The 20,446-nt window shown below is 56.2% G+C and carries 15 protein-coding genes; 14 read left to right on the forward strand and 1 reads right to left on the reverse strand.

The window, feature by feature from the left end:
• Positions 1 to 195: 195 nt before the first annotated feature.
• The 14 genes from TH2_RS03360 to rfbC all read left to right on the forward strand — a co-directional run bounded on the left by TH2_RS03360 (position 196) and on the right by rfbC (position 18,868).
• Positions 196 to 2,010: a type I secretion system permease/ATPase gene (locus TH2_RS03360; protein WP_008888988.1), complete on the forward strand. Its 1,815-nt coding sequence runs from the start codon at positions 196 to 198 to the stop codon at positions 2,008 to 2,010.
• Entirely contained in the window at positions 2,007 to 3,389 is a 1,383-nt protein-coding gene (locus TH2_RS03365; protein ID WP_008888989.1) for an HlyD family type I secretion periplasmic adaptor subunit, read from the forward strand. The genes TH2_RS03360 and TH2_RS03365 overlap by 4 nt, the downstream gene beginning before the upstream one ends.
• Positions 3,390 to 3,720: 331 nt before the next feature.
• Positions 3,721 to 4,515 carry a calcium-binding protein gene (locus TH2_RS03370; protein ID WP_008888990.1) on the forward strand — a complete coding sequence of 265 codons (795 nt, stop codon included), beginning with the start codon at positions 3,721 to 3,723 and terminating at the stop codon, positions 4,513 to 4,515.
• 70 nt (positions 4,516 to 4,585) lie between these two features.
• On the forward strand, positions 4,586 to 6,823 hold the full coding sequence (locus tag TH2_RS03375; protein WP_008888991.1) for a glycosyltransferase family 2 protein: 2,238 nt from the start codon (positions 4,586 to 4,588) through the stop codon (positions 6,821 to 6,823).
• Positions 6,820 to 7,665, forward strand: a complete 846-nt coding sequence (locus TH2_RS03380) for a class I SAM-dependent methyltransferase (protein ID WP_008888992.1) — start codon at positions 6,820 to 6,822, stop codon at positions 7,663 to 7,665. The genes TH2_RS03375 and TH2_RS03380 overlap by 4 nt, the downstream gene beginning before the upstream one ends.
• On the forward strand, positions 7,662 to 8,927 hold the full coding sequence (locus tag TH2_RS03385; RefSeq protein WP_008888993.1) for a glycosyltransferase family 4 protein: 1,266 nt from the start codon (positions 7,662 to 7,664) through the stop codon (positions 8,925 to 8,927). Before TH2_RS03380 ends, TH2_RS03385 begins: the two co-directional genes overlap by 4 nt.
• A gap of 20 nt (positions 8,928 to 8,947) precedes the next feature.
• On the forward strand, positions 8,948 to 9,736 hold the full coding sequence (locus TH2_RS03390) for a hypothetical protein (RefSeq protein WP_008888994.1): 789 nt from the start codon (positions 8,948 to 8,950) through the stop codon (positions 9,734 to 9,736).
• Between the two features lie 61 nt (positions 9,737 to 9,797).
• Positions 9,798 to 11,993, forward strand: coding sequence for a hypothetical protein (locus tag TH2_RS03395; RefSeq protein WP_008888995.1), 2,196 nt, complete (start codon positions 9,798 to 9,800; stop codon positions 11,991 to 11,993).
• Positions 11,980 to 13,302 carry a glycosyltransferase family 4 protein gene (locus tag TH2_RS03400; protein WP_008888996.1) on the forward strand — a complete coding sequence of 441 codons (1,323 nt, stop codon included), beginning with the start codon at positions 11,980 to 11,982 and terminating at the stop codon, positions 13,300 to 13,302. Before TH2_RS03395 ends, TH2_RS03400 begins: the two co-directional genes overlap by 14 nt.
• Before the next feature lie 38 nt (positions 13,303 to 13,340).
• On the forward strand, positions 13,341 to 14,531 hold the full coding sequence (locus TH2_RS03405; protein ID WP_008888997.1) for a polysaccharide pyruvyl transferase family protein: 1,191 nt from the start codon (positions 13,341 to 13,343) through the stop codon (positions 14,529 to 14,531).
• 108 nt (positions 14,532 to 14,639) lie between these two features.
• Positions 14,640 to 15,635 carry a UDP-glucose 4-epimerase GalE gene (gene galE, locus TH2_RS03410; RefSeq protein ID WP_008888998.1) on the forward strand — a complete coding sequence of 332 codons (996 nt, stop codon included), beginning with the start codon at positions 14,640 to 14,642 and terminating at the stop codon, positions 15,633 to 15,635.
• Between the two features lie 90 nt (positions 15,636 to 15,725).
• Positions 15,726 to 16,931, forward strand: coding sequence for a polysaccharide pyruvyl transferase family protein (locus TH2_RS03415; RefSeq protein ID WP_008888999.1), 1,206 nt, complete (start codon positions 15,726 to 15,728; stop codon positions 16,929 to 16,931).
• An 86-nt stretch (positions 16,932 to 17,017) separates the two neighbouring features.
• The gene (locus TH2_RS03420; protein ID WP_008889000.1) at positions 17,018 to 18,214 is read left to right on the forward strand and encodes a hypothetical protein; all 1,197 of its coding nucleotides are present in this window, start codon (positions 17,018 to 17,020) and stop codon (positions 18,212 to 18,214) included.
• A 3-nt stretch (positions 18,215 to 18,217) separates the two neighbouring features.
• Positions 18,218 to 18,868 (forward strand): dTDP-4-dehydrorhamnose 3,5-epimerase, encoded by a 651-nt coding sequence (gene rfbC / locus TH2_RS03425; protein ID WP_008889001.1) that lies wholly within the window; start codon positions 18,218 to 18,220, stop codon positions 18,866 to 18,868.
• Positions 18,869 to 18,990: 122 nt separating this feature from the next.
• Here rfbC and TH2_RS03430 read toward each other — a convergent pair whose 3' ends face one another.
• Positions 18,991 to 20,193, reverse strand: coding sequence for a M24 family metallopeptidase (locus TH2_RS03430; protein WP_008889002.1), 1,203 nt, complete (start codon positions 20,191 to 20,193; stop codon positions 18,991 to 18,993).
• Positions 20,194 to 20,446 lie beyond the last annotated feature (253 nt).

A 20,446-nucleotide genomic window follows, 5' to 3' on the forward strand; every position in this document is an offset into this window, starting at 1 on the left:
CAGGTTTGCTCGTTGTCCGGAAGTAATTCGAAAGTGTTTTTATTTTTGAATTACTTCCATTGTTAATGTTTTTACATTGTCTAATCATCAACATGAGATCGACATATTTAATTTTATTGTAGATCATCCTGTCATCGCAACTATGTGATTAGATTGCGGAAAAACTATGACTTTTGCTTAATTGGATGATTTTCGATGCAATTTCGCCGCAAAAAGCTGGCAAAACCGGTGGATTCGCCTGTGAATTCGCCCGTGAATGCGAAGGAAGCCCGGCCCGAACTTGATGCAAGATCGGTCATTCGCGAGGCCCGCTTTACGTTCGTGCGCGGGCTCGGATGGGCCGGTGTCATGAGCGGCTTCATCAATATCCTTCAACTTACCGTGCCGTTGTTCATGCTTCAGGTGCATGACCGCGTGATCAACAGTCAAAGCACCGATACCCTGCTGTTGCTTCTGGTGATCGCAGTCGGTGCGATCATTCTCTATGGCATCCTTGATTTCGTGCGCGCGCTTGTCTTTCAGGAAATGGCAAAGTCGCTTTTGCGCCGGTTGAACCTGCCGGCAATTTCGGCGGCCATGCGTGTGGCGCTTGAAAAAGGATCGCTGCACGGCACCCAAGTCCTGCGCGACCTTTCTGATCTGCGCAACTTCATCACCGGCACCACCATCGCCGCCCCGCTGGAAGCGATCTGGTCGCCGATTTTCCTTTTCGTGATGTTTGCCCTGCATCCCTATTACGGCATTGCCGGGCTGGTGGCGGTTTTGACCCTGATCGGGTTAAGCCTGCTCGGTGATGTGATGGTCCGTCAGGTCACCAAGGAAGGAACCGACGCCAATCTGCGCAATATCGGCGACATTGGGTCGACCGTTTCAAACGCCGAAGTGATCGAGGCAATGGGCATGATGCCAGCCCTCGCCCTGCGCTGGCGTCAGGCACAAATCCACGCCAGCGAGTTGCTTGATGTCGGCAACGTGCGCAGCAAGGGCATGTATTCCATCACCCGTTCTGCCCGGTTCGGCATGCAGATCATTGTGCTGGCCATGGGCGCTTACCTTGTCATTCAGGGCGAAACCACGCCCGGTGCCATGATCGGCGGGACCGTGATCATGGGGCGGCTGTTGCTGCCGTTTGATAATGTCACCCGCGACTGGCGGGCGTGGGTCGGGGCGTTTTCATCGTGGAAACGCATTCGATTGATGCTCGAAGAAAGCCAGTCCGAACGCGAAATCAAACCAACCCCGCGTTCCGAAGGTCCGCTGGTTGTCGATAATCTGGTTTATGCCGTCCCGGGATCAAATGTGCCGGTGCTGCGCGGGATCAGTTTCGAACTGTCGCCGGGCGATATATTGGGCGTGGTCGGGCCGTCTGCGGCCGGGAAATCAACCCTTTCAAGATTGCTGGTCGGCACGGCAAAGCCTGCGACGGGCGGTGTCTATCTTGACGGCCATAATGCCTATCTCTGGGAGCGCGGATCATTTGGCGATATGGTCGGCTATCTGCCGCAATCGGTATCGCTTCTGAACGGCACCATCCGCGACAATATCAGCCGCATGCGCGATGCAAGCCCGCGCAAGGTGATCGAGGCTGCCCGTGCGGCCGGTGTGCATGAAATGATCGGTCGATTGCCGCTCGGCTATGATACGCCGATTGGTGCCGGTCGCCACACCCTGTCTGGCGGGCAGCAACAACGCATCGCTTTGGCGCGCGCGCTTTATGGCTGGCCGCGTCTGCTGGTGCTTGATGAACCCAACGCCAATCTTGATGCCGAGGGCGAAGCATCCCTGATCCGTGCCGTGCGCCAGGCCGCTGATTCCGGTGCAATGGTGGTGCTGATCGCGCACCGTCAAAGCATCATGCAATATGCCAACAAGCTTTTGGTGATGCAGGACGGACGGGTCAAACAGTTCGGTGAACGAACAGACGTGATCCGCAATCTGTCCAATGAAAGCGACGACATCAAAAGCCTCCCCCCGGTAAAGCGTAAACATGAAAACGGAGGTGCGGCATGACCCGTGTCATTAATCTTGAAGGTGGCGGCGCGGCACTCCCGGCCGAAGAACCGCAAGTCGCCTGGCACCAGATCCTTTCGGAAGAACGCGAAGCATCGCGCCAAAGCCTGCGCAAGCCGATCCTGGCCGGATTGTTCGTCATTGTGTTGGGCTTTGGCGGGTTCCTGACCTGGGGCTTTACCGCCGAACTCGATAGTGCTGCTGTTGCGACCGGCTCGGTGATTGTCGATTCCAAAAAGAAAGTTGTTAATCACTATGAGGGCGGCATCCTCAAACAGCTTCTGGTCGAGGAAGGCGAAAAAGTCACCGCGGGCCAGACCCTTGCCCTTCTTGATGGCACACGCAGCGAGTCGGAGCTCGGCCAGTTGCGCGGCGAACGGTTTGGTCTGATGGCCAAGCTTGCCCGATTGCGCGCCGAACAGCGCGGTCAGGAAAACATCACCTTCCCGCAGGAACTTCTCGCCAGTGACGAGGCCTATGTCGCCGATATCCTCAGCGATGAAAAACGCCTGTTTGCCAAGCGCAAGGAAGTCTATGCCGCCAAACGCGATGCCCAGGCCAAACAGATCGAACAGTTCGAGGCCGAAGCCGAAGCACTGGTCTCTCAGATCAAGGCCCGCACACGTCAGGAAAAGCTCGTCGCCGAACAACTTGCCGGGATTCGCCAACTGGCCGAAAAGGGCTTCGCCACCCGCACCCAACTGGTCGAGATTGAAAATAACTGGTCGGATCTGGTCGGTGATATGGGCGAATTCAAAGCCCAGCGTGCCGCCGCCCAACAGCAAAAGGCCGAAGCCGAGATCAATCTCGCCTCGATTGAAATGGAATGGCAAAGCGATATCGCAACGGAAATTCAGGAAGCCCAGCTTGCCCTGAACGACGTCACCCAACGCATCCGCGCAAGCCAGGACGTGCTTGATCGCCTCGAAGTGCGTGCACCCCAGGCCGGAACGGTTGCCAATATCCAGATCAGAACCCCCGGCGGTGTGATCAGTCCGGCCGAACCGATCATGGATATCATCCCCGAAGATGAGCCGCTGGTGATCGAGGCACGGATCAACCGACAGGATATCGACTCGGTCCAGGTTGGATCAAAGGCGCAAATTCGCCTGACCGCCTATAGTCAGCGTCGACTGGCCCCCCTGAATGGCGAGGTAAGCTATGTTGCCGCTGACCAAACCGTCGATGAACAGCGCGATGCGTCTTACTACATCGTGCGCGCAGCGATTGATCCGGCCGAACTGGCAAAACATGATGACATCAATCTGCGTCCGGGCATGCCAGCCAACATTCTGGTTCTGAAAACCCCGCGCAAGGCCATCGATTACCTGATCGATCCCATCACCCAAAGCATGGAAAAGGCCTTCCGCGAAGAGTAATCCTCCCCCGCGAAATGCGGATTTAACTTGGGGTCTTTCCCGGTTTTTTGCCGGATTGGCCCTTTTCTTTTCAAGTATAGATCGAATTTTGAACCAAATAATAATTAAAATTGAACTAGTATTCAGACAATAAATGTAATGAATATCAAACTAAGTCATAATGTTGACAAAATAAAACCACGACAATACCCTCCAATGACAAAGTAAAAAAATATAGGATTTCTGAGTGGTCGTTTCCACGGGGCTCAGAACGTCCAGAGGGAACGGCCATCCTCTCGTGAGGGAAATATCCCCACGATGTCATTAATGTTGGGACACGAAGGAGGATTACATGGCAACTCTCGAAGGCGGCGCCTTTGATGATGCGCTTCTCGGATCTCGTTTCAGTGACGTCATTTTCGGACGTGGCGGAGACGATACAATCTTCGGACAAGGTAATGATGACGTGCTGTTTGGCGAAGAAGGCGATGATGTCTTGTTCGGCGGATCGGGCGACGATGTTGCCGTTGGTGGCGAAGGTGATGATGTCCTGTTCGGTGGATCGGGTGACGATGCACTGATCGGGGGCGACGGCAGCGACCTGATGATGGGTGGCTCCGGTGAGGATGTTCTGTCAGGGGGTGCGGATTCCGACATCCTGCTTGGCGGTTCAGACAATGACGTTCTCGACGGCGGATCAGGCAATGATGTCCTGATCGGCGGTGCAGGCGACGATATCGTTCTCGGCGGTGGCGGAGACGATGTCATGCTTGGTGGTTCTGGAGACGATGTGCTTCAGGGCGGCGAGGGTGATGACCTGATGCTTGGCGGCTCCGGGGATGATGTCCTCGAAGGCGGCGCAGGCGATGACATCATGTCTGGTGGTTCCGGTGCAGACACCTTTGTCTTCTCCGGCGGCGGCGGCAACGACGTCATCCTCGACTTCCAGGCTGGCGAAGACATGCTTTCCATTAGCAGCAACATCAACGACACCGGCATCGCAAGTGCCGATGATGTCGCTGCGCGTGCAACGCAGGTCGGTGCCAACACCGTCATCGATCTTGGCAATGGGGATTCGATTACCCTCAACAATGTCGATGCCGAAGACGTACAGGACGATCCGGACAGCTTCTTTAGCGTCCAGTAATCCGTTGGCGGCGTCCGCAGCTTCGGCTGCGGGCGACCCGTCCTGAACTTCAAGTTAGTGAAAGATTGTCATGCTTGAATTTGCCTCGTCCGATGCAGTGCGGACGACCGGCGAAGCGCCCGGTGTTTGCCTGCTGAACCCTGATACGTTGTTGTTAAGTTGGGATACACCCACCCGTTTGTGGGAAGTTCCCCGGCTTGAAACGATTGATGGTGCTGCGATTTCACCGCAGGCCACATTGCGGTTACCCCTTGACGGGGGCGGGACCCGGTTGTTGCGCGTCATCCGCCGCCCCAAGGATGAACCGATCACAATTCTGGCCGAGGCCGGAACGCTGGGTCGCAAGGACGAGATCACAATTGATCCCGATGGCGATTTTGAATTTGCCAGTGCATCAACGCTCCTGAACGGGGTGACGCCTGCCGGGCGGCTTTCGCTGGTCTCGACCCTTCTGGGGATGTGGGCCAGCCTGTTTCGACTGCGCCTGTCCAAAAGCTACAACAGTTTCCTTCTTCAACTGGTTGCCGAAATTGTCGATCGGCCCAAACCGGCCAAGGCGGTCGCAAAGCTTTCCGGTGAAAAGATCCTGCTGGCCACGGCATTGCCCGATGCCTTTCACGATATCGAGGCCGTCTTCATCGTCGCACCTTCGGGGTTCAAGCGTTTGACGCAGCTTCCCCATATCAGCAAGACCGGGCCGCGCGGCCAGAAACTGGTTTATATGATTGCCGACCAGCCAAGTACCGCATCCGGGGCCTATATGGTTGTGACCGGTGTGCGCACGCTTGCCATTCGCCATTTGCCCGATGTCTCAACCCTGCCGTCTCTGGCGCGCTGGTGGCAAACCAAGGGCAAATCGGATGCTGATTTGCGCGAATATATCATCGGGTCGCTTGCCCGTGCGGACATGAAATCGAGCAAGGCCGCGATTGAATTCCAGCTCCGCTGTCCGCTTTCAAGCCAGCGCGTCTCAGGTGGCGGATCGCTTCCCAGTGGCGAAGTCGATCTGGCGGTCACAACAGCACGTGGCACCTTGATTGGCGGCTGGTATCGCGATCCTGTCGATATGATCGCCAGCATCGACCTTCTCGATAGCAACGGTATCGCCCATCCATTCGGCGACGGATTTTATCGTTATCAGGGCAATGTGCAGGACGATGGCCAGACAGTTCCGGCAACCGGCTTTGTCGGCTTTTATCAGGATATCCAAAGCCCGGTTCCGATCCTTCAGCCCCGAAGCCTGATGCGCCTGAAATCGGGCAACCGCCATCTGATGGTGCCCCCCGCCCAGCCTATTGACCCGGCCGAGGCCCGTGCTCGCATCCTGCGCGCCGTCCCGCCGCAACACCTGACTTCAGAGATCATTGAAAACTGCCTGGCGCCGGTGATTGGCGATCTGCAGCAAAAACTGATGGCATCCGCCAAGGTTGATCGGGTGATTGATATCGGCACCCCGCATGATGACCCGGATGTCTCGATCATTGTGCCGCTTTATCGTGTTCTTGGTTTCCTGCGCGCGCAAATCGGCGCCTTTGCCTGTGATGACTGGGTCGCGAAATATTGCGAACTGGTCTTTGTACTCGACTCCCCCGAACAGGCCGAGGAATGCGAACATCTGTTGCGCGGTCTGCATGTTCTCTATGGCATCCCGATGCGTCTGGTCGTGATGACCCGCAATGGCGGCTATGCCCGCGCATGTAATGCCGGTGCCGAAAACGCACACGGCCATTATCTGGCGATGCTCAATTCCGATGTCATTCCCCATACGCCCGGCTGGGCACAGGGGATGGCTTCAAAAATGGGCGGCCCGGATGAGGTCGCGGTGGTCGGGCCGAAACTTCTGTTTGAAGATGGCTCGATCCAGCATGCCGGGATGTATTTTGCCCGCAATGAAAGCGGCAAGTGGCTGAATTATCACTATCACAAAGGCATGCCCGACCAGTTCCGGGATGCCAATATTGAACGCTCGGTCCCCGGTGTCACCGGTGCCTGCATGATGATCCATCGCGATGCCTTTGACGCGGTCGATGGCTTTACCGAGGACTATGTCATTGGCGATTACGAAGACAGCGACCTTTGCCTGAAAATTCGCAAGGCCGATTTCGACATCAAATACGTCCCCGATGTCAGCCTCTATCATTTTGAGCGCAAATCCATCTCGACCCATGCCGATTACATGCGCGGGGTTGCTGCTGAATATAACGCCTGGCTGCATGCGTCGCGCTGGGCGGATGCGCTCGAAGATCTTCACACCAACGGTGTGCCGCAAAACCGATCGCGAAAAACCCCCAACGGAGAAGCGGCATGAGCCAGGTTCTTGCACTGTCCGAACACCAGTCCCCGCTGACATCCGATATCAGCGATACTCATCTTGCCTGGTTGTGCGAACAGATCATTTCCAACCGTTTCCTTCCGGTCCCGCCCGAAGAAGACGTCTTTGTCGGCGATGGCGATTACCGCGCCATCGGGGCAGAGTTCCTTGGTCATTTTGTCCGCATGGCCGGGCTTAAAACCACCGAGGATGTTCTTGATATCGGCTGTGGCATTGGCCGGATTGCCGTCCCCCTGACACAGTTCCTCAATCCGAAACAGGCGATCTATCGCGGCATGGATCCGGTGCGCGGCGGCATTGACTGGTGCAAGCGCGCCATTTCGCCTGCCTATCCGAATTTCCGGTTCGAGTGTTCGGACATCAAGAACGAACTCTACAACCCCGAAGGCGAAATCAGCGGGCGCGGCATGCGATTGCCTTTTCAGGACGGAACATTCGATTTCACCGCAATGATCTCGGTGGCGACCCACCTGCCGCCAGACGAAATCGAAACCTATTGTTCCGAGGTCTTTCGTGTGCTGCGCCCGGGCGGTCGGCTGTTCTTGACCGCCTTTGTCATCCGCGAAGATGACGACCCGTCAAATCCCGACCGCGATGCCCGCCTCAAAGGGTTTGAGAAAGCCGAAGGTCAGCCTTGCTGGCACCTGCGCGGTGAAAACCCGATGGCGGCCGTCGGTTTTGACGATGCGTTTCTTGAGGATGCCCTGACCGGTGCCGGGTTCGATATCCATACCAAAAGCTTTGGCACATGGCGCGGCGAAACGGCCGCCCATTACCAGGATTTCCTGATTGCCCAGAAACCACGGAGGACCGCATGAATCCCCGGATAATGGTGCTTGCCCATAATCACCCCGATCTGCATCCGGGTGGGACTGAAATTTTCGCCCATGATCTGTTTCATGCCTACAAGCGTGCGGAATGCGATGCGCTTTTCATCGGGGCGACCAACGATGTTCACCGCGAACGCCGTCCGGGCACAAGCTTTCAGGCGATCAATGATGCCGGCGATGAAATGCTGTTCTGGGCCGGGCATTTTGACCGCTTCAACATGTCCCAGACCGATCTTTATGCCGTCGCCCCGGATTTCGCGCGTCTTTTGAAAAGTTGGGCACCGGATGTGGTGCACATCCATCATCTGGTCCTGTGGGGCATCGAATTGCCGATGCTGATCCGCCGTGTTCTGCCGAACTGCAAGATCGTGATGACCCTGCATGACTATTATCAGATCTGCCCCAATGACGGCCTGATGATCCATCGCGGGACCAAAACCCGCTATACCAAGGCCGATGCCACCGGGCGTCTGTCCGGCCTTGATGGCTTTACCCCTGATCAACATGCGATGCGCGCGGTCAATCTGCGCAATCATCTGCGCGCAGTTGATCATTTCATCTCGCCCAGTGCGTTCCTTCGCGATCGCTATATCGAATGGGGCATCAGCCCCGACAGGATTTCGGTGATCAACAATGGTCGCCCGACTGTCCCGGCTGCGCCCAAACGCGATATCGGGGCGGCCGGCATGCCCAATGTCTTTGGCTATTTCGGCAATCTCAACCCTTGGAAGGGCGCGGATGTCCTGCTTGAAGCCGGGCGCATTCTTTCGGCAGACGCGGTCGATTTCAATCTGCGCATTCATGGTGCGGCCCTGTATCAGACCGATCAGTTCACCAGTCGCATCGCCGATCTGGTCGAACAAAGCGGCCCGCAGGTAAGCCATATCGGTGCCTATCAACGCGAAGATATCCCCGATCTGATGGCACGGGTCGACTGGGTCGTTGTGCCCTCGATCTGGTGGGAAAACGCGCCTCTGGTCATTCAGGAAGCCTTCCAGCATGGCCGCCCGGTGATCACCAGTTCAATTGGCGGCATGGCCGAAATGGTCCGCCATGGCCATGACGGCATTCATGTCCGCCCCGATGACCCGGCTGAACTGGCGCGCGTCATGAAGGACTGCGCAACCAATCCGAAACTCTGGAAAAAACTGTCGGGCCATGTCCGGCCCCCGGCCGGGATTGACGATGTTGCCGAGCAATATCTGGCGATGATCCGCCGCATGGTTCGCCCTGATTTTGTTGCCGCCTGACGTTTAACAAGGAGGCCACTATGGCTGTTGCCGAAAAACAGACGATGGAAGAAACCCCGCCGCCGGCCCCGACCCCGGCGCCGACAGGTGCGCAAGATGGCGAACAAACCGCACCGACCCTCGAAGGGCGGGTTGATGCCATTGATCAGAACCGCCTCTATGGCTGGGTCTGGTCGCCGCAAAGCCCGGATGCCCGGATCGAGGTAGTCGTGCGCCTGAACGGTCATGCCCTGCTGCGTGAAACCGCCGAAAATGAACGTGTCGATCTGCGCCGCAACGGTATCGGCGATGGAAAACACGCGTTCGAGGTCGAATTGCCCGATGCCGCGGTTGCCAGTGTCGACAGTCTGACGGTCTGTGCCGTCATGCCCGGCAGCAAGGAAGAAATCACGCTGCGCATCCCATCGCAAAGCGAACAGGAAGCCCACACGGCGCTCAATGCCCCGCTTGGCAAAATTCTGGATCGTCTGGATCGCCTGCTGGCCGCACAGCACATCTTGCAAAACGGCCAGCGCGAAGCCGCCAAACGTCTGGTCAGCGCATCCAAACGCATGGATGAACTGGCGTCCGCCGATGATGGCATCGAGGCCGGCGTGAAACTGGTGCGAAACGGTCAGGAAGAACTCTCAAGCCGGGTCGATGAACTCGAAGTCTTTCTGGTCCGCTTTGATAAATCGCTGGGTGGCTTTGACGAACGGCTTTCAGCCCTGACCGCACGCCACACCAATGATCTCAAAACCCCGTTGCTGATCCTGTCCTGCCTGATTGGCGTGACCACCGGGTTGGCAATCGGCGCCTTTGTCTGGTGATCGCCATGGCACGGCAATCATTTGCTTTGAAACACCTGCGTAAACACAAGGAGGCCCGGGCATGACTGAACAACATGGAATGCCACTGGATGGCAGAACCGTCGTCGCCGCCTTGGTCGATGAAGGGCTGGCTTTGATGGTCGGGGTGGGGAATGCCCTGCCGGCAACGATTGATATTTACCTCAACAGCCAGTCTGACGCCAAAGTCCAGGCATCCATCATTTCATGGCGCCGCCACGATGCGGAACCCGACAACGCCTATGGCTTTGTGGCCCTCTTGCCGATGAAGGATGTCTCCGCACGTCGTTTGAAAACGGCCCTGTTCCGCGGGGCGGGCAAACCTCGTGAATACCGCATCGACAATCGTCAACAACGCATTGAGGCGGTTCTGTCCTCTGTTGCCGATCAATCCGGTCCGGCCTTCGCCACCGTGATTGATGGCCTGATCGAGGCCCTGCTGGCAGGCGACCCCGATAAAAAACGCCTCAGCAAGGTGGCCGCACTGGTGCAAAGTGCCGCACGCAGCAACGGCTTTATCGAAGTGCTGGGCGGGCTCGAAGAAGGTGATGTTTATATTCAGGGCTGGTCAAGCGGCTTCCCCACCGGGCGCACCCGCGTCATTGCCATGGCGGATTCTCCGATACTGGCGGAACTGACCAGTGCCGATTTCCAGCGCGATGACCTGGGCGACGAGGCATCGGGTGTAACCGGCCTGATGCTGGGTGATAAGCCGATCAATCCGAAAAAACTCAAACGGGTTTACTTCCGCGGCCGCGACACCTGGTACTCGATCGAGGTGTATCAGCACCGCGTTCTGGTCGCGCCGCCCGATGTCCCGGCCCATATTCGTTCGGTCCTTGATCGTGTGCGCGCACCGGAAAAAATCCTGCATACCCTCAAAATGGCCGCACATCGTTTTGATGGCCGCGACACGGTATCGGAACTCGATCGCCCGGTCCGCATCGGGATCGATTTCTCTCTTCTGATCGAAGGAAGCGGGGTGTTGATTTCCGGCTGGATGCTTGATCCCGACCGTGCGGTCAAGGATGTGTCACTGCGGGTTGGCGGTGAAGTCGTGCGGATTGATGATCACTGGACGCGCCAGTCACGCGCCGATGTGACCGATGCCTTTGCCAATGATCCGATGTTCTCTGGCATGAACCCGGCCCGGAATAATCACGGCTTTTTGGTGTTTTGCCCGTTGGATGTCACCCCGCCATCCGATCAGGCGACCTATCTTGAACTGGGCATCACCGATGCCTTTCCGGCCTATTGCCCACTGAACCCGACGCGTGCGTCGGCCCGTCAGGCCCTTTCACGGGTTTTGCCGTCGCTTGATCCGCGATCTGTCACGGCTTCAAACAGTATCGAACGTCAGTTCGGCCCGATGTTGCAGGCCATGACGGCACAGCGTCCCTATGCGGTGGATATCCATGATATCGGCGACTTTGACGAAGATGCGCCGGTGACCCTTGTGGTCGGTGTCGATGACACGATCAATGATATCGGCGTCACCATTGCCCTGCTGGGACTGGATAGTGCAACCCGCCATCTGCCGATTGTTATTGCCGGGCCGGTCGAAAGCTTTGATCAGGTTGGCAGCGAAATCTTGCGCCTTGCCGCCTTTTACAAACTCAACACCCGGATCGTTTTCGCCGAAGGGGTCGAAGACTATTGCGATGCTCTCGAAGTCGGTGTGGATGCCACCAATTCTGAAACAGTCGGGCTGGTGTCGGCACATATTCTGCCGCGCGATGATGGCTGGTTTGATCAGTTGCATGCCGCCTATATCAAACGCGGCAACAAGGTTCTCGTATCGCCGACCATCCTGTTTGAAGACGATTCTGTCCGTTGGGCCGGGACCTGGATCAACAGTAATGCCAATGGCGGCCAGTACCTGTCGGATCGCTATGTCGGCTACCCTTGCGCGGTTCTTGCCGATGCCCAACCCAGCGAAGTCAGTGCCGGCACGTTGGAATGCTGCATCCTGCCGCGCAAGGCCTTCAAGGACAGTGACGGCTTTACCCGTGGCTATATCGGTCCGGCGGAAAAAAGCCTCGACCTTGCACTCAAGCTGCGCATGGCGGGGACGCCATCCTACTGGATCCCCGATGTCGAAGTACTGGGCAGCGAACAATCCATAAGCAAAGCCCCTGCCTGGGAGGAACTATCCAATCGTCTTGACCGCTGGGCGTTTGATCGCCGCTGGTCATTGGTCGTTTCAAACTTGCGGAGCCACAACAATGCCGTCGACTGATTTACGCGTCCTCGTTATTTCGCACGGCCATCCCAGCATCTCGCTGGGCGGGGCCGAAGTGGCCTCCTACAACCTGCATAAAGGGTTGAACAAACTTGACGGGGTCGAAAGCTTTTATCTCGCCCGTGTTGGCAATCCCGTGCCGCGTCATGGGGCCTCGGCCCTGATGAGCCTGCGGCAAAAGGAAAACGAAATCCTTTATCACGCGGAAAACTACGATCATTTCCTGCTCTCAAACGGCAGCACGGATGAAATTGATCGCGATTTCCTGCGGTTTGTGAAGGATTACGAACCCGATGTCGTGCATTTCCACCACTATCTCGGCCTTGGGCTCGAAACCATTTATGCCATTCGCGAAGCCCTGCCCGAAACCGCGATCTTCTTTACTTTCCACGAGTTTTTGACGATCTGCCACAATCACGGGCAGATGATCAAAAGCGGCGGAACCAAGCTGTGCAACCGGGCAAGTCCCATTGATTGCAATGGCTGTTTTCCCAATATCTCGCCGGCGTCGTTCCTGCGGCGTGAACGCTTCATCAAGGCGATGCTGGAACTGGCCGATCACTATGTCTCGCCCAGTGAATTTCTTGCCAACCGTTTCATTGACTGGGGCATGAAGGCCGAAAAGATGTCGGTGATCGAAAACGGTCTCGACATCAATGAACGGGCCAAGGACCGCCCGCTTTCCAAAACCCAGCCGCGCCGATCGCGCTTTGCCTTCTTCGGGCAACTGACGATGTTCAAGGGGGCTGACATCCTTCTGGATGCGGTCGGGCGCGTGCCTGATGAAATATGGGGCGATGATGCGCGGCTGATGATCTTTGGCGGCAACCTTGATCGCCAACCCAAGGAATATCAGGACAAGGTCCATGACCTGATCGAAAAGGCCGGCGAACGTGTCCGCTTTTACGGGGCCTATCAGAATACCGAAATGCCCAAGCTGATGGAGCTCGCCGACTGGACGATCATTCCGTCGATCTGGTGGGAAAACTCGCCGGTCGTGATCCAGGAAGCCTTCTTCCACGGGCGTCCGATGATCTGTTCCAACATTGGCGGCATGGCCGAAAAAATCACCGACGGTGTCAATGGTCTGCATTTCCGGGTCGGAAGTGCCGAAGACCTTGCTGATCGGATGATCGAAGTTCTCAGCGACAACAAGATCTGGGATCGGATGCGCGAGGGAATACTAAGCGTGACGACCTATCAGGAATGCGCCGAGCAACATCTCGCGCAGTATCGGGAGGTTCTGGAAACGCGCCGTATGTCTGCAAAGGCTGCGAGCCCGCAAACCGTGGCAAGCACGGCATGAATTCAGAACAAAAACGTGATCAACCAAGGAGAGACAACATGGCGCGCGTTCTCGTAATGATCCCGTCAGGCGAAGTCTACGACCACGACTGCGTCCGATGGTACAACTATCAGGATGTTCAAAAGAGCATCAATCACTACCACAATATCGGGGATGCCTTTGTCTTCGATTCATCGCTCAAACTGATGAATTACGACAAGCTTGGTGTCTTGCCGATTGCCGATCCCAAGATGGAAGACATCGACCGCCTTCGCGAGGAATATGACTATGTCTTCCTGCGCGGGTCGAACTACATCCATTCCGATATGGACTGGCGCAATACCATCGACGTTCTCAAACGCCTGAAGCTGCCCGTGTTGGGCTTTGGCATCGGTGCGCAGGCCCCGGTCAAAGGCAAGATCGAACTGTCCGAACAGACCAAAACGGTCCTGCGGATGATGGCTGATTCCACCACCTCCATCGGTGTGCGCGGGGCATATACCGCACAGGTTCTTTGGGATCTTGGCATCACCAATGTCCGCATTGTCGGCTGCCCGACTGCGTTCCGGCAAAACAATCCCGACATGCGCATCAAGCTGCCCTCGCTTGATAGCGTGAAAAATGTCGGCATTACGTTGCGCCGTGAAGTGTCACCGGCCTATGCCCAGGACATCAAACGCTATCTCACCTTCCATCGTGATCTGGTCAAACATCTCGCAGACCGGTTCGATGACATGACCCTGATGGCCCAGGGCGAACCCGAAGAGAAAAAGCTCGTCTTTGGCAGCAACGCCCAGCGCGAAGAAGCCATGCAGGCGCTCAAAAACAACGACTGGGTCAAGAACTGGTATCTCGATGACACGATGGAACGCCTCTATCGCGAGAAACTGTTCTATTCCGATGTCGTATCCGATTACGAGGATCTGGTCCGGACCAAGGATTGCGTGCTGGGCTATCGTCTGCACGGCAATCTGATGGCGCTGTCGAACGGTGTTCCGTCGATTTACTTCACCTATGACAGCCGCACGGTCGAATTCGCCGAAACCTATCAGATCCCGTCCTATGACGTGTTCTCGGAAAAGGAATTCGTGCTTGAGGATTACTGGAATCAGGATCTGTTCGACAAGTTCAACCGCGCCTGGTTCCAGACCTATCGCGAAATGGCGCAGTTCCTGACCGAAAACAACATCGATCACAAGATGGTCGATGTCATGAAAGCTGATACGCAGCCTCAGCGAAAGGTCGCGTGATCCCACCCGGTATGGCCGTTCTGGCGACCCGGATCGGGATCGCCGGGCGGCCGTGCCTTCCAAAGCAGCCTGAACCAAAACAGGCAACATCAACAAGGAGACACGGCAATGACTGTACTTGTAACAGGTGGCGCAGGGTATATCGGCAGTCACGCGGCACTGGCACTTCTCGATGGCGGGCGCGATGTCGTCGTGCTGGACAATCTAAGTCAGGGGCATCGGTGGGCAGTGCCAACCGGGGCCGCGTTTGTTGAAGGTGATTGTGGCGACGAAGATCTGGTGCGTCGTGTCATCGCCGAACATGATGTGACGGCGATCATGCATTTTGCCGGGTCGATCATTGTCCCGGACTCGGTCATCTATCCGCTGGAATATTACCGCAACAACACGGTCAATTCGCGTGCGCTCTTGCAAGTTGCTGTGGATAGCGGCGTAAAGCATTTCATCTTTTCCTCGACCGCGGGGGTGTATGGCGAACCAAAAGCCACCCCGATTAACGAGGACTTTGCCCTTAAGCCGATCTCGCCCTATGGCACATCAAAAATGATGACCGAAAAGATGTTGGCCGATGCCGCCATCGCCCATGATTTGCGCTATGTCGCGCTGCGTTACTTCAATGTTGCCGGTGCTGATCCCAAAGGCCGTTCCGGCCAGACATCGCGCAAGGCAACCCATCTGATCAAGATCGCAAGCCAGGCGGCAACCGGTACGCGTCCGCAAATGGCCATTTACGGCGAAGATTACGAAACTCCCGATGGCACCTGCATTCGCGACTACATCCATGTGTCCGACCTCGCCAATGCCCATGTTCTGGCCCTTGAATATCTTGAACGCGGCGGCGAAAGCGACGTGATGAATTGCGGTTATGGGCGCGGTTTCTCGGTGCGCGAAGTGATCGGTGCGGTCAAAAAAGTGTCTGGCGTTGATTTCGAAGTCGAACTTGCCGACCGTCGCCCCGGTGATCCGGCAGCCCTGATTGCTGCGGCCGATCGTATTCGCCAGAAACTCGGCTGGACCCCGGTTCATGATGATCTCGAAGACATCGTGCGCCATGCCCTTGATTGGGAACAAAGCCTTAAATCCCGCGAGGTCAGTGCGGCTTAACCACACCTCGCAAAACCTGCACTTCCAAACACGAGCAACGGTTCGAAACAACGTCAAAAATGACACGAACCAAACACGCAGGAGCATAAAATGGCACCCGAACTCCCCACCGGGGGGCGCAAGCCCCGTATTGGCGTATTGATGCCCGCTGGCCGTCTTGAGGGCAATCTTGGTGTTGTCACCCACACCTATAATGCGCCGGAAAAGGCAAAGACGCTGTTCACCAATATCGGTGACTGCTTTGTCTATGATTCCTCGCTGCGCATTCTCGATTATTCCGAACTTTTTCCGATCTATGTGCCCTCGGACGGCAATATTTCGGAAACCCAGATCGAACAGATCAATCGGCTGGATTACATCTTTCTGCGCGGATCAAACTATATCAACACCAACGGTCAATGGGACCCGATCACAGCGGTTCTTGAAAAAACCAAGGTCCCCGTGATTGCCTTTGGCATCGGTGTTCAGGTTCCCGACAATTCCGAAGAATATGTCAATGAATCGACCCGACGGTTCTTGAACCTGGTTGCAGATCGCTCGGCATCCATTGGCGTGCGCGGCAATCTGTCGAAAAAGGCGCTGAATTCGATCGGGATCAAAAATGTCCGTATCTTTGGCTGCCCGACGGCGTTCCGCCATTGCAAACCGGAACTGAAATTGCGCCGGGTTGATGCCGCATCGATCAAAAGGCTGGGCTTTACCCTGCGCCGCAAGACGCATGGTTTCCAGACCCAGCAACGCTTTATGCTGCGCACATTGGCCGAACGCTATGACACGGAAATCCTGTGTGCAGGCGAACTCGAAGAAAAGCAGATCTATTACGCGCGATCCAAACAGGTCGAAAATGACGCGGCTGTCATGGACGACGCGGTCAAAAAGCTGACCGCGGAAAAGTGGTTCTATGGCCCCAAGGATCCGTTGCTGGACCTCTATAAATCATCGCTTTCGGTGTTTGAAAGTGTTGCCGATTTTGAACAGGCCGAACAGAACCTTGATGCGGTGACCGGCTATCGCCTGCATGGCAATTTGCTGGCCTTGGCCAACGAAGTTCCGGCCCTTTATGTCACCTATGACACGCGCACCCGCGAATTTGTCAAAACGCTTGGCATTCCGTTCGTGGATGGTCGCTACATGGACAAATTCTCGTTCGAGGAAGCTTGGGATAACGCCGATTTCGATCTGTTTGAGCAGACCTATCAAAAGCGTTTTGGCGATCTGAAAAACTTCCTTGAAGAAAACAGCATGGCACACCGTCTGGGCAGTACCCCGGCCCCATACGTCGCAGAGGCGGCGTGACCTTGCTGTCTGGTGCGTGGCGTAACCCCCAGTAACGTCACGCACCACACTTTCTCATTTGATTTGCAAATCTGGCGGGTGAAACCTTGGGCACACTTCGTTTTTCAAAACGCATTACAGGTCTCTCGGCATTCCTGATCGGATTGTCGGTCGGTGGCATGTTTGGCTGGAACCCGGATTTACTGGCCGCCGAGGTAACTGTCTCTGGCACCGAAACCGTCATCTTTGATAGCGACGTCACCGGATGTGACAATCACCATCTGCCCGATTCACCGGCACGTGCCTTTCGCAACAATCAGGGCAAAATGGTTCTGTTTGCCCCGAACTTTCAGAACCGGGCCTTTGTCGGTTATGGCTTTAACAGTCTGAAACCCGATTGCGACAGCCGGTTCAAGGCCGCGGGCAAAGCCGTACCCGAACTGCTTGATGACCGCACCTGGCTTCAGGCGATCTATACCCGTGACGGGCGCGATGTTTATGCCCTGGGCAGTGCCAGTTTCATGCCCTATCGCCATGACATGCCGTGCAAGGGCCGGACAAAACGCACCGATTGCTGGATCAATGGTCTGGTGACACTGAAATCTTCTGATGGTGGCAAGACCTTTGATTATCTCGGCAACCCGCCCCATCACGCACCGTTTCCGCCGCCCGAACCCTATCGCGATGATCGCAAACGCGCACCAAGCTATGTGACGGTGACCAACATCATCTCCTGGCAGAACTACTATTACGCCATTGTCTGGCGTCGTGCCGATAACTGGGAAGAATCGCGCAATTGTCTGGTGCGCGCCCCGATTGATGATCCCAAACGATGGGATGTCTGGAACGGCTCAAGTTTCGAGCTGGCCGCAACCCTGACCGATCAGGGATGGTCGGCACGCCAAACCGAATGCGCGCGCGTCGGGCCTGTGGGTGTTTCCTCCATCCGCGGTCTGGTCCGCCACGAAGGATCAAACAGCTTCATCACGGTTTACCTCCATCGCATCCGCAAAAAGGGCGAACCCGATATTGCCGGCTTTTTCTATTCATCCTCGACGGATCTCAAAAACTGGTCGGAACCCAAACTGCTCTATCGCCAGCCTTTGCAACGCGACGCGGCAGAGGGCGAAACCTTTTCGGCCTATCCGTCGATCATCGACGAAGACAGCACAGATCGTCTGTTTGGCACGGTTGATGACGAAGCCAGCCTCGTTTTCGTCCGTCTTGTCCCGAAACCCTACAAGGATCGCTGGCGTGTCCCGCGCCAACTGATCCGTGTTCCGATCTCGATCAAGGAGTATTGAACAATGCCTGTCGAATTTACCGAGTTTGATATCGAAGGTCCGGTTTTGTTTGTGCCCAACCGACATCGGGACAAACGCGGTGTTTTTGCCGAAACCTTTCGCTATGACGATTTTTGCGAGGTGGTGGGTGATATTGATCTGGTGCAGGAAAACCATTCGATCAGCGTTCCGATCAACACCATCCGTGGCCTGCATTTTCAGACCTGCCCCTATGCGCAGGGCAAACTGATCCGCGTGACACAAGGTGCCATCCTTGATGTTGCGGTCGATATCCGCCCGCGCTCCGCGACCTTTGGTCAGCACATCAAGATCGAGCTCAGTGCTGAAAACTGGTACCAGCTCTGGATCCCCGAAGGCTTCGCGCACGGCTTCAAAACGCTCAAGCCCGACACCCATGTCATGTACAAGGCATCGAACTATTACAGTCCCGATCATGATCGCGGCATTGCCTGGAACGATCCCGATCTTGGCATCGACTGGCAGCTTTACGGCCAACAGCCAGTGGTGTCCGAAAAGGATAACAGACAGCCTCTATTGTCCGATCTGGACCCTGAAACCCTTGGCCCCATGGGGCGCACGCCGCCCAGCCACGATTTCACACCCCTCAATCTCAACCGCGCGAATGTCACGGTCTTAAGTGCCAATCCATCGTGATTGGCCCACCGTGACTGTATTGGGTGCGCACGGGTTGCCCATCCAGTCTCCCTGTCCGATGCGCACTCAATCCGGAAATGGGCCCTTTATCGGGCCCATTTCTTGAAACACGCTATCCTTACCTAACCGACTACATTGAAGTCCGGGCCATACGGGTATCCGGTGATGTTTTCATTGCCGTCTTCGGTAATCACCAGAATGTCATGCTCGCGGTATCCACCCGCCCCCGGATTGCCCTCGGCAATGGTCAGCATCGGCTCCATGCTGATCACCATGCCGGGCTCAAGTTTGGTGTCGATATCTTCGCGCAGCTCAAGCCCCGCTTCGCGGCCATAATAGTGCGACAGCACGCCAAAGCTGTGGCCATAGCCAAAGGTGCGATATTGCAGCAAATCCCGCTCGGCAAAGAAGGTGTTGATCTGCTCTGTCACCTGCGCGCAGGACGCACCGGGTTTGAGCAAACTCATGCCATATTCATGGGCCGCGACATTGGCCTCCCAGATTTTCAGGCTGGCCTCATCAACCTCGCCGACAAACAGCGTGCGTTCAAGCGCTGTGTAATAACCCGAAATCATCGGAAACGTGTTAAGCGACAGGATATCCCCACGCTTAAGCTTGCGCGCGGTTACCGGGTTATGCGCCCCGTCGGTATTGATCCCTGACTGGAACCAGACCCACGTATCGCGATATTCCGCATGCGGGAACCGCGTGGCGATTTCAACTTCCATCGCATCACGACCGGCCATGGCGACATCAATTTCGCGTACCCCTTCCCTGATCGCATCGCGGATGGCATAGCCACCGACATCGGCAACCTGCGCACCATGGCGGATCAGGGCAATCTCGGCGGGTGATTTATGCATGCGCTGGCGCATGGTGGCCGGCGCGATGTCGCGACTGCTGGCGGGTTTAAGGAACTCATCCAGAAGCGCCTTTTGCACAAGGCTCAGGTGATCGCCCTCATAACCAATCACCTTGCCCGGCCCGGTCACCGACAGGATCGCCCGCCAGTAATTGTTTCGCGCCCAATCGGTATAGGTGATGTTATCGCCATGGCACCGCCGCCACGGTTGGGCGGCATCAATCCCGGCACTGATCGTGACACTTTCCGATGCGGTCACGACAAGCCCGTAAGGCCGGCCAAAGGCGCAATAGAGGAAGCCTGAATAATAGGCGATGTTATGCATGGAGGTGAAAACACAGGCCTCAACACCGGTGTCATTCATGATCTTGCGCAGACCCGCAAGACGGGCGTCATATTCGGCCGCCTCAAACGGCAGCACGCGGTCACCTTGGTGAAAACGGTAAAATTCCGGGCGATCCATAAGCGCGTTCCCTTTTTTACGCGTTGCGCATGCAAAGGGACAAAGACCTCCCCCTGTCATGACAACGACAAAGCAAGATCCCGGCGTTCAGGATATGTATGGTGATGGAGTGGGCGCGTGCTTCTGATCGTTGTCACGCTGGCGACGCCATCGCCTGCCCACCCCGACATATTGAGAGATGGGCGCAAGTTGGCAAGCAAAATCTGCATCGCCATATCATTGATCACAGTCACCCGCCGCGCGTTCGGATATG

This window comes from Thalassospira profundimaris WP0211 (genome assembly GCF_000300275.1).
Lineage (GTDB): Bacteria > Pseudomonadota > Alphaproteobacteria > Rhodospirillales > Thalassospiraceae > Thalassospira > Thalassospira profundimaris.

Excerpts from the sequence above, each read along its gene's own strand:
- TH2_RS03360 (WP_008888988.1), top strand. The coding sequence starts at position 196 with ATGCAATTTCGCCGCAAAAAGCTGGCAAAACCGGTGGATTCGCCTGTG.
- TH2_RS03365 (WP_008888989.1), top strand. The coding sequence starts at position 2,007 with ATGACCCGTGTCATTAATCTTGAAGGTGGCGGCGCGGCACTCCCGGCC.
- TH2_RS03370 (WP_008888990.1), top strand. The coding sequence starts at position 3,721 with ATGGCAACTCTCGAAGGCGGCGCCTTTGATGATGCGCTTCTCGGATCT.
- TH2_RS03375 (WP_008888991.1), top strand. The coding sequence starts at position 4,586 with ATGCTTGAATTTGCCTCGTCCGATGCAGTGCGGACGACCGGCGAAGCG.
- TH2_RS03380 (WP_008888992.1), top strand. The coding sequence starts at position 6,820 with ATGAGCCAGGTTCTTGCACTGTCCGAACACCAGTCCCCGCTGACATCC.
- TH2_RS03385 (WP_008888993.1), top strand. The coding sequence starts at position 7,662 with ATGAATCCCCGGATAATGGTGCTTGCCCATAATCACCCCGATCTGCAT.
- TH2_RS03390 (WP_008888994.1), top strand. The coding sequence starts at position 8,948 with ATGGCTGTTGCCGAAAAACAGACGATGGAAGAAACCCCGCCGCCGGCC.
- TH2_RS03395 (WP_008888995.1), top strand. The coding sequence starts at position 9,798 with ATGACTGAACAACATGGAATGCCACTGGATGGCAGAACCGTCGTCGCC.
- TH2_RS03400 (WP_008888996.1), top strand. The coding sequence starts at position 11,980 with ATGCCGTCGACTGATTTACGCGTCCTCGTTATTTCGCACGGCCATCCC.
- TH2_RS03405 (WP_008888997.1), top strand. The coding sequence starts at position 13,341 with ATGGCGCGCGTTCTCGTAATGATCCCGTCAGGCGAAGTCTACGACCAC.
- galE (WP_008888998.1), top strand. The coding sequence starts at position 14,640 with ATGACTGTACTTGTAACAGGTGGCGCAGGGTATATCGGCAGTCACGCG.
- TH2_RS03415 (WP_008888999.1), top strand. The coding sequence starts at position 15,726 with ATGGCACCCGAACTCCCCACCGGGGGGCGCAAGCCCCGTATTGGCGTA.
- rfbC (WP_008889001.1), top strand. The coding sequence starts at position 18,218 with ATGCCTGTCGAATTTACCGAGTTTGATATCGAAGGTCCGGTTTTGTTT.
- TH2_RS03430 (WP_008889002.1), bottom strand. The coding sequence starts at position 20,193 with ATGGATCGCCCGGAATTTTACCGTTTTCACCAAGGTGACCGCGTGCTG.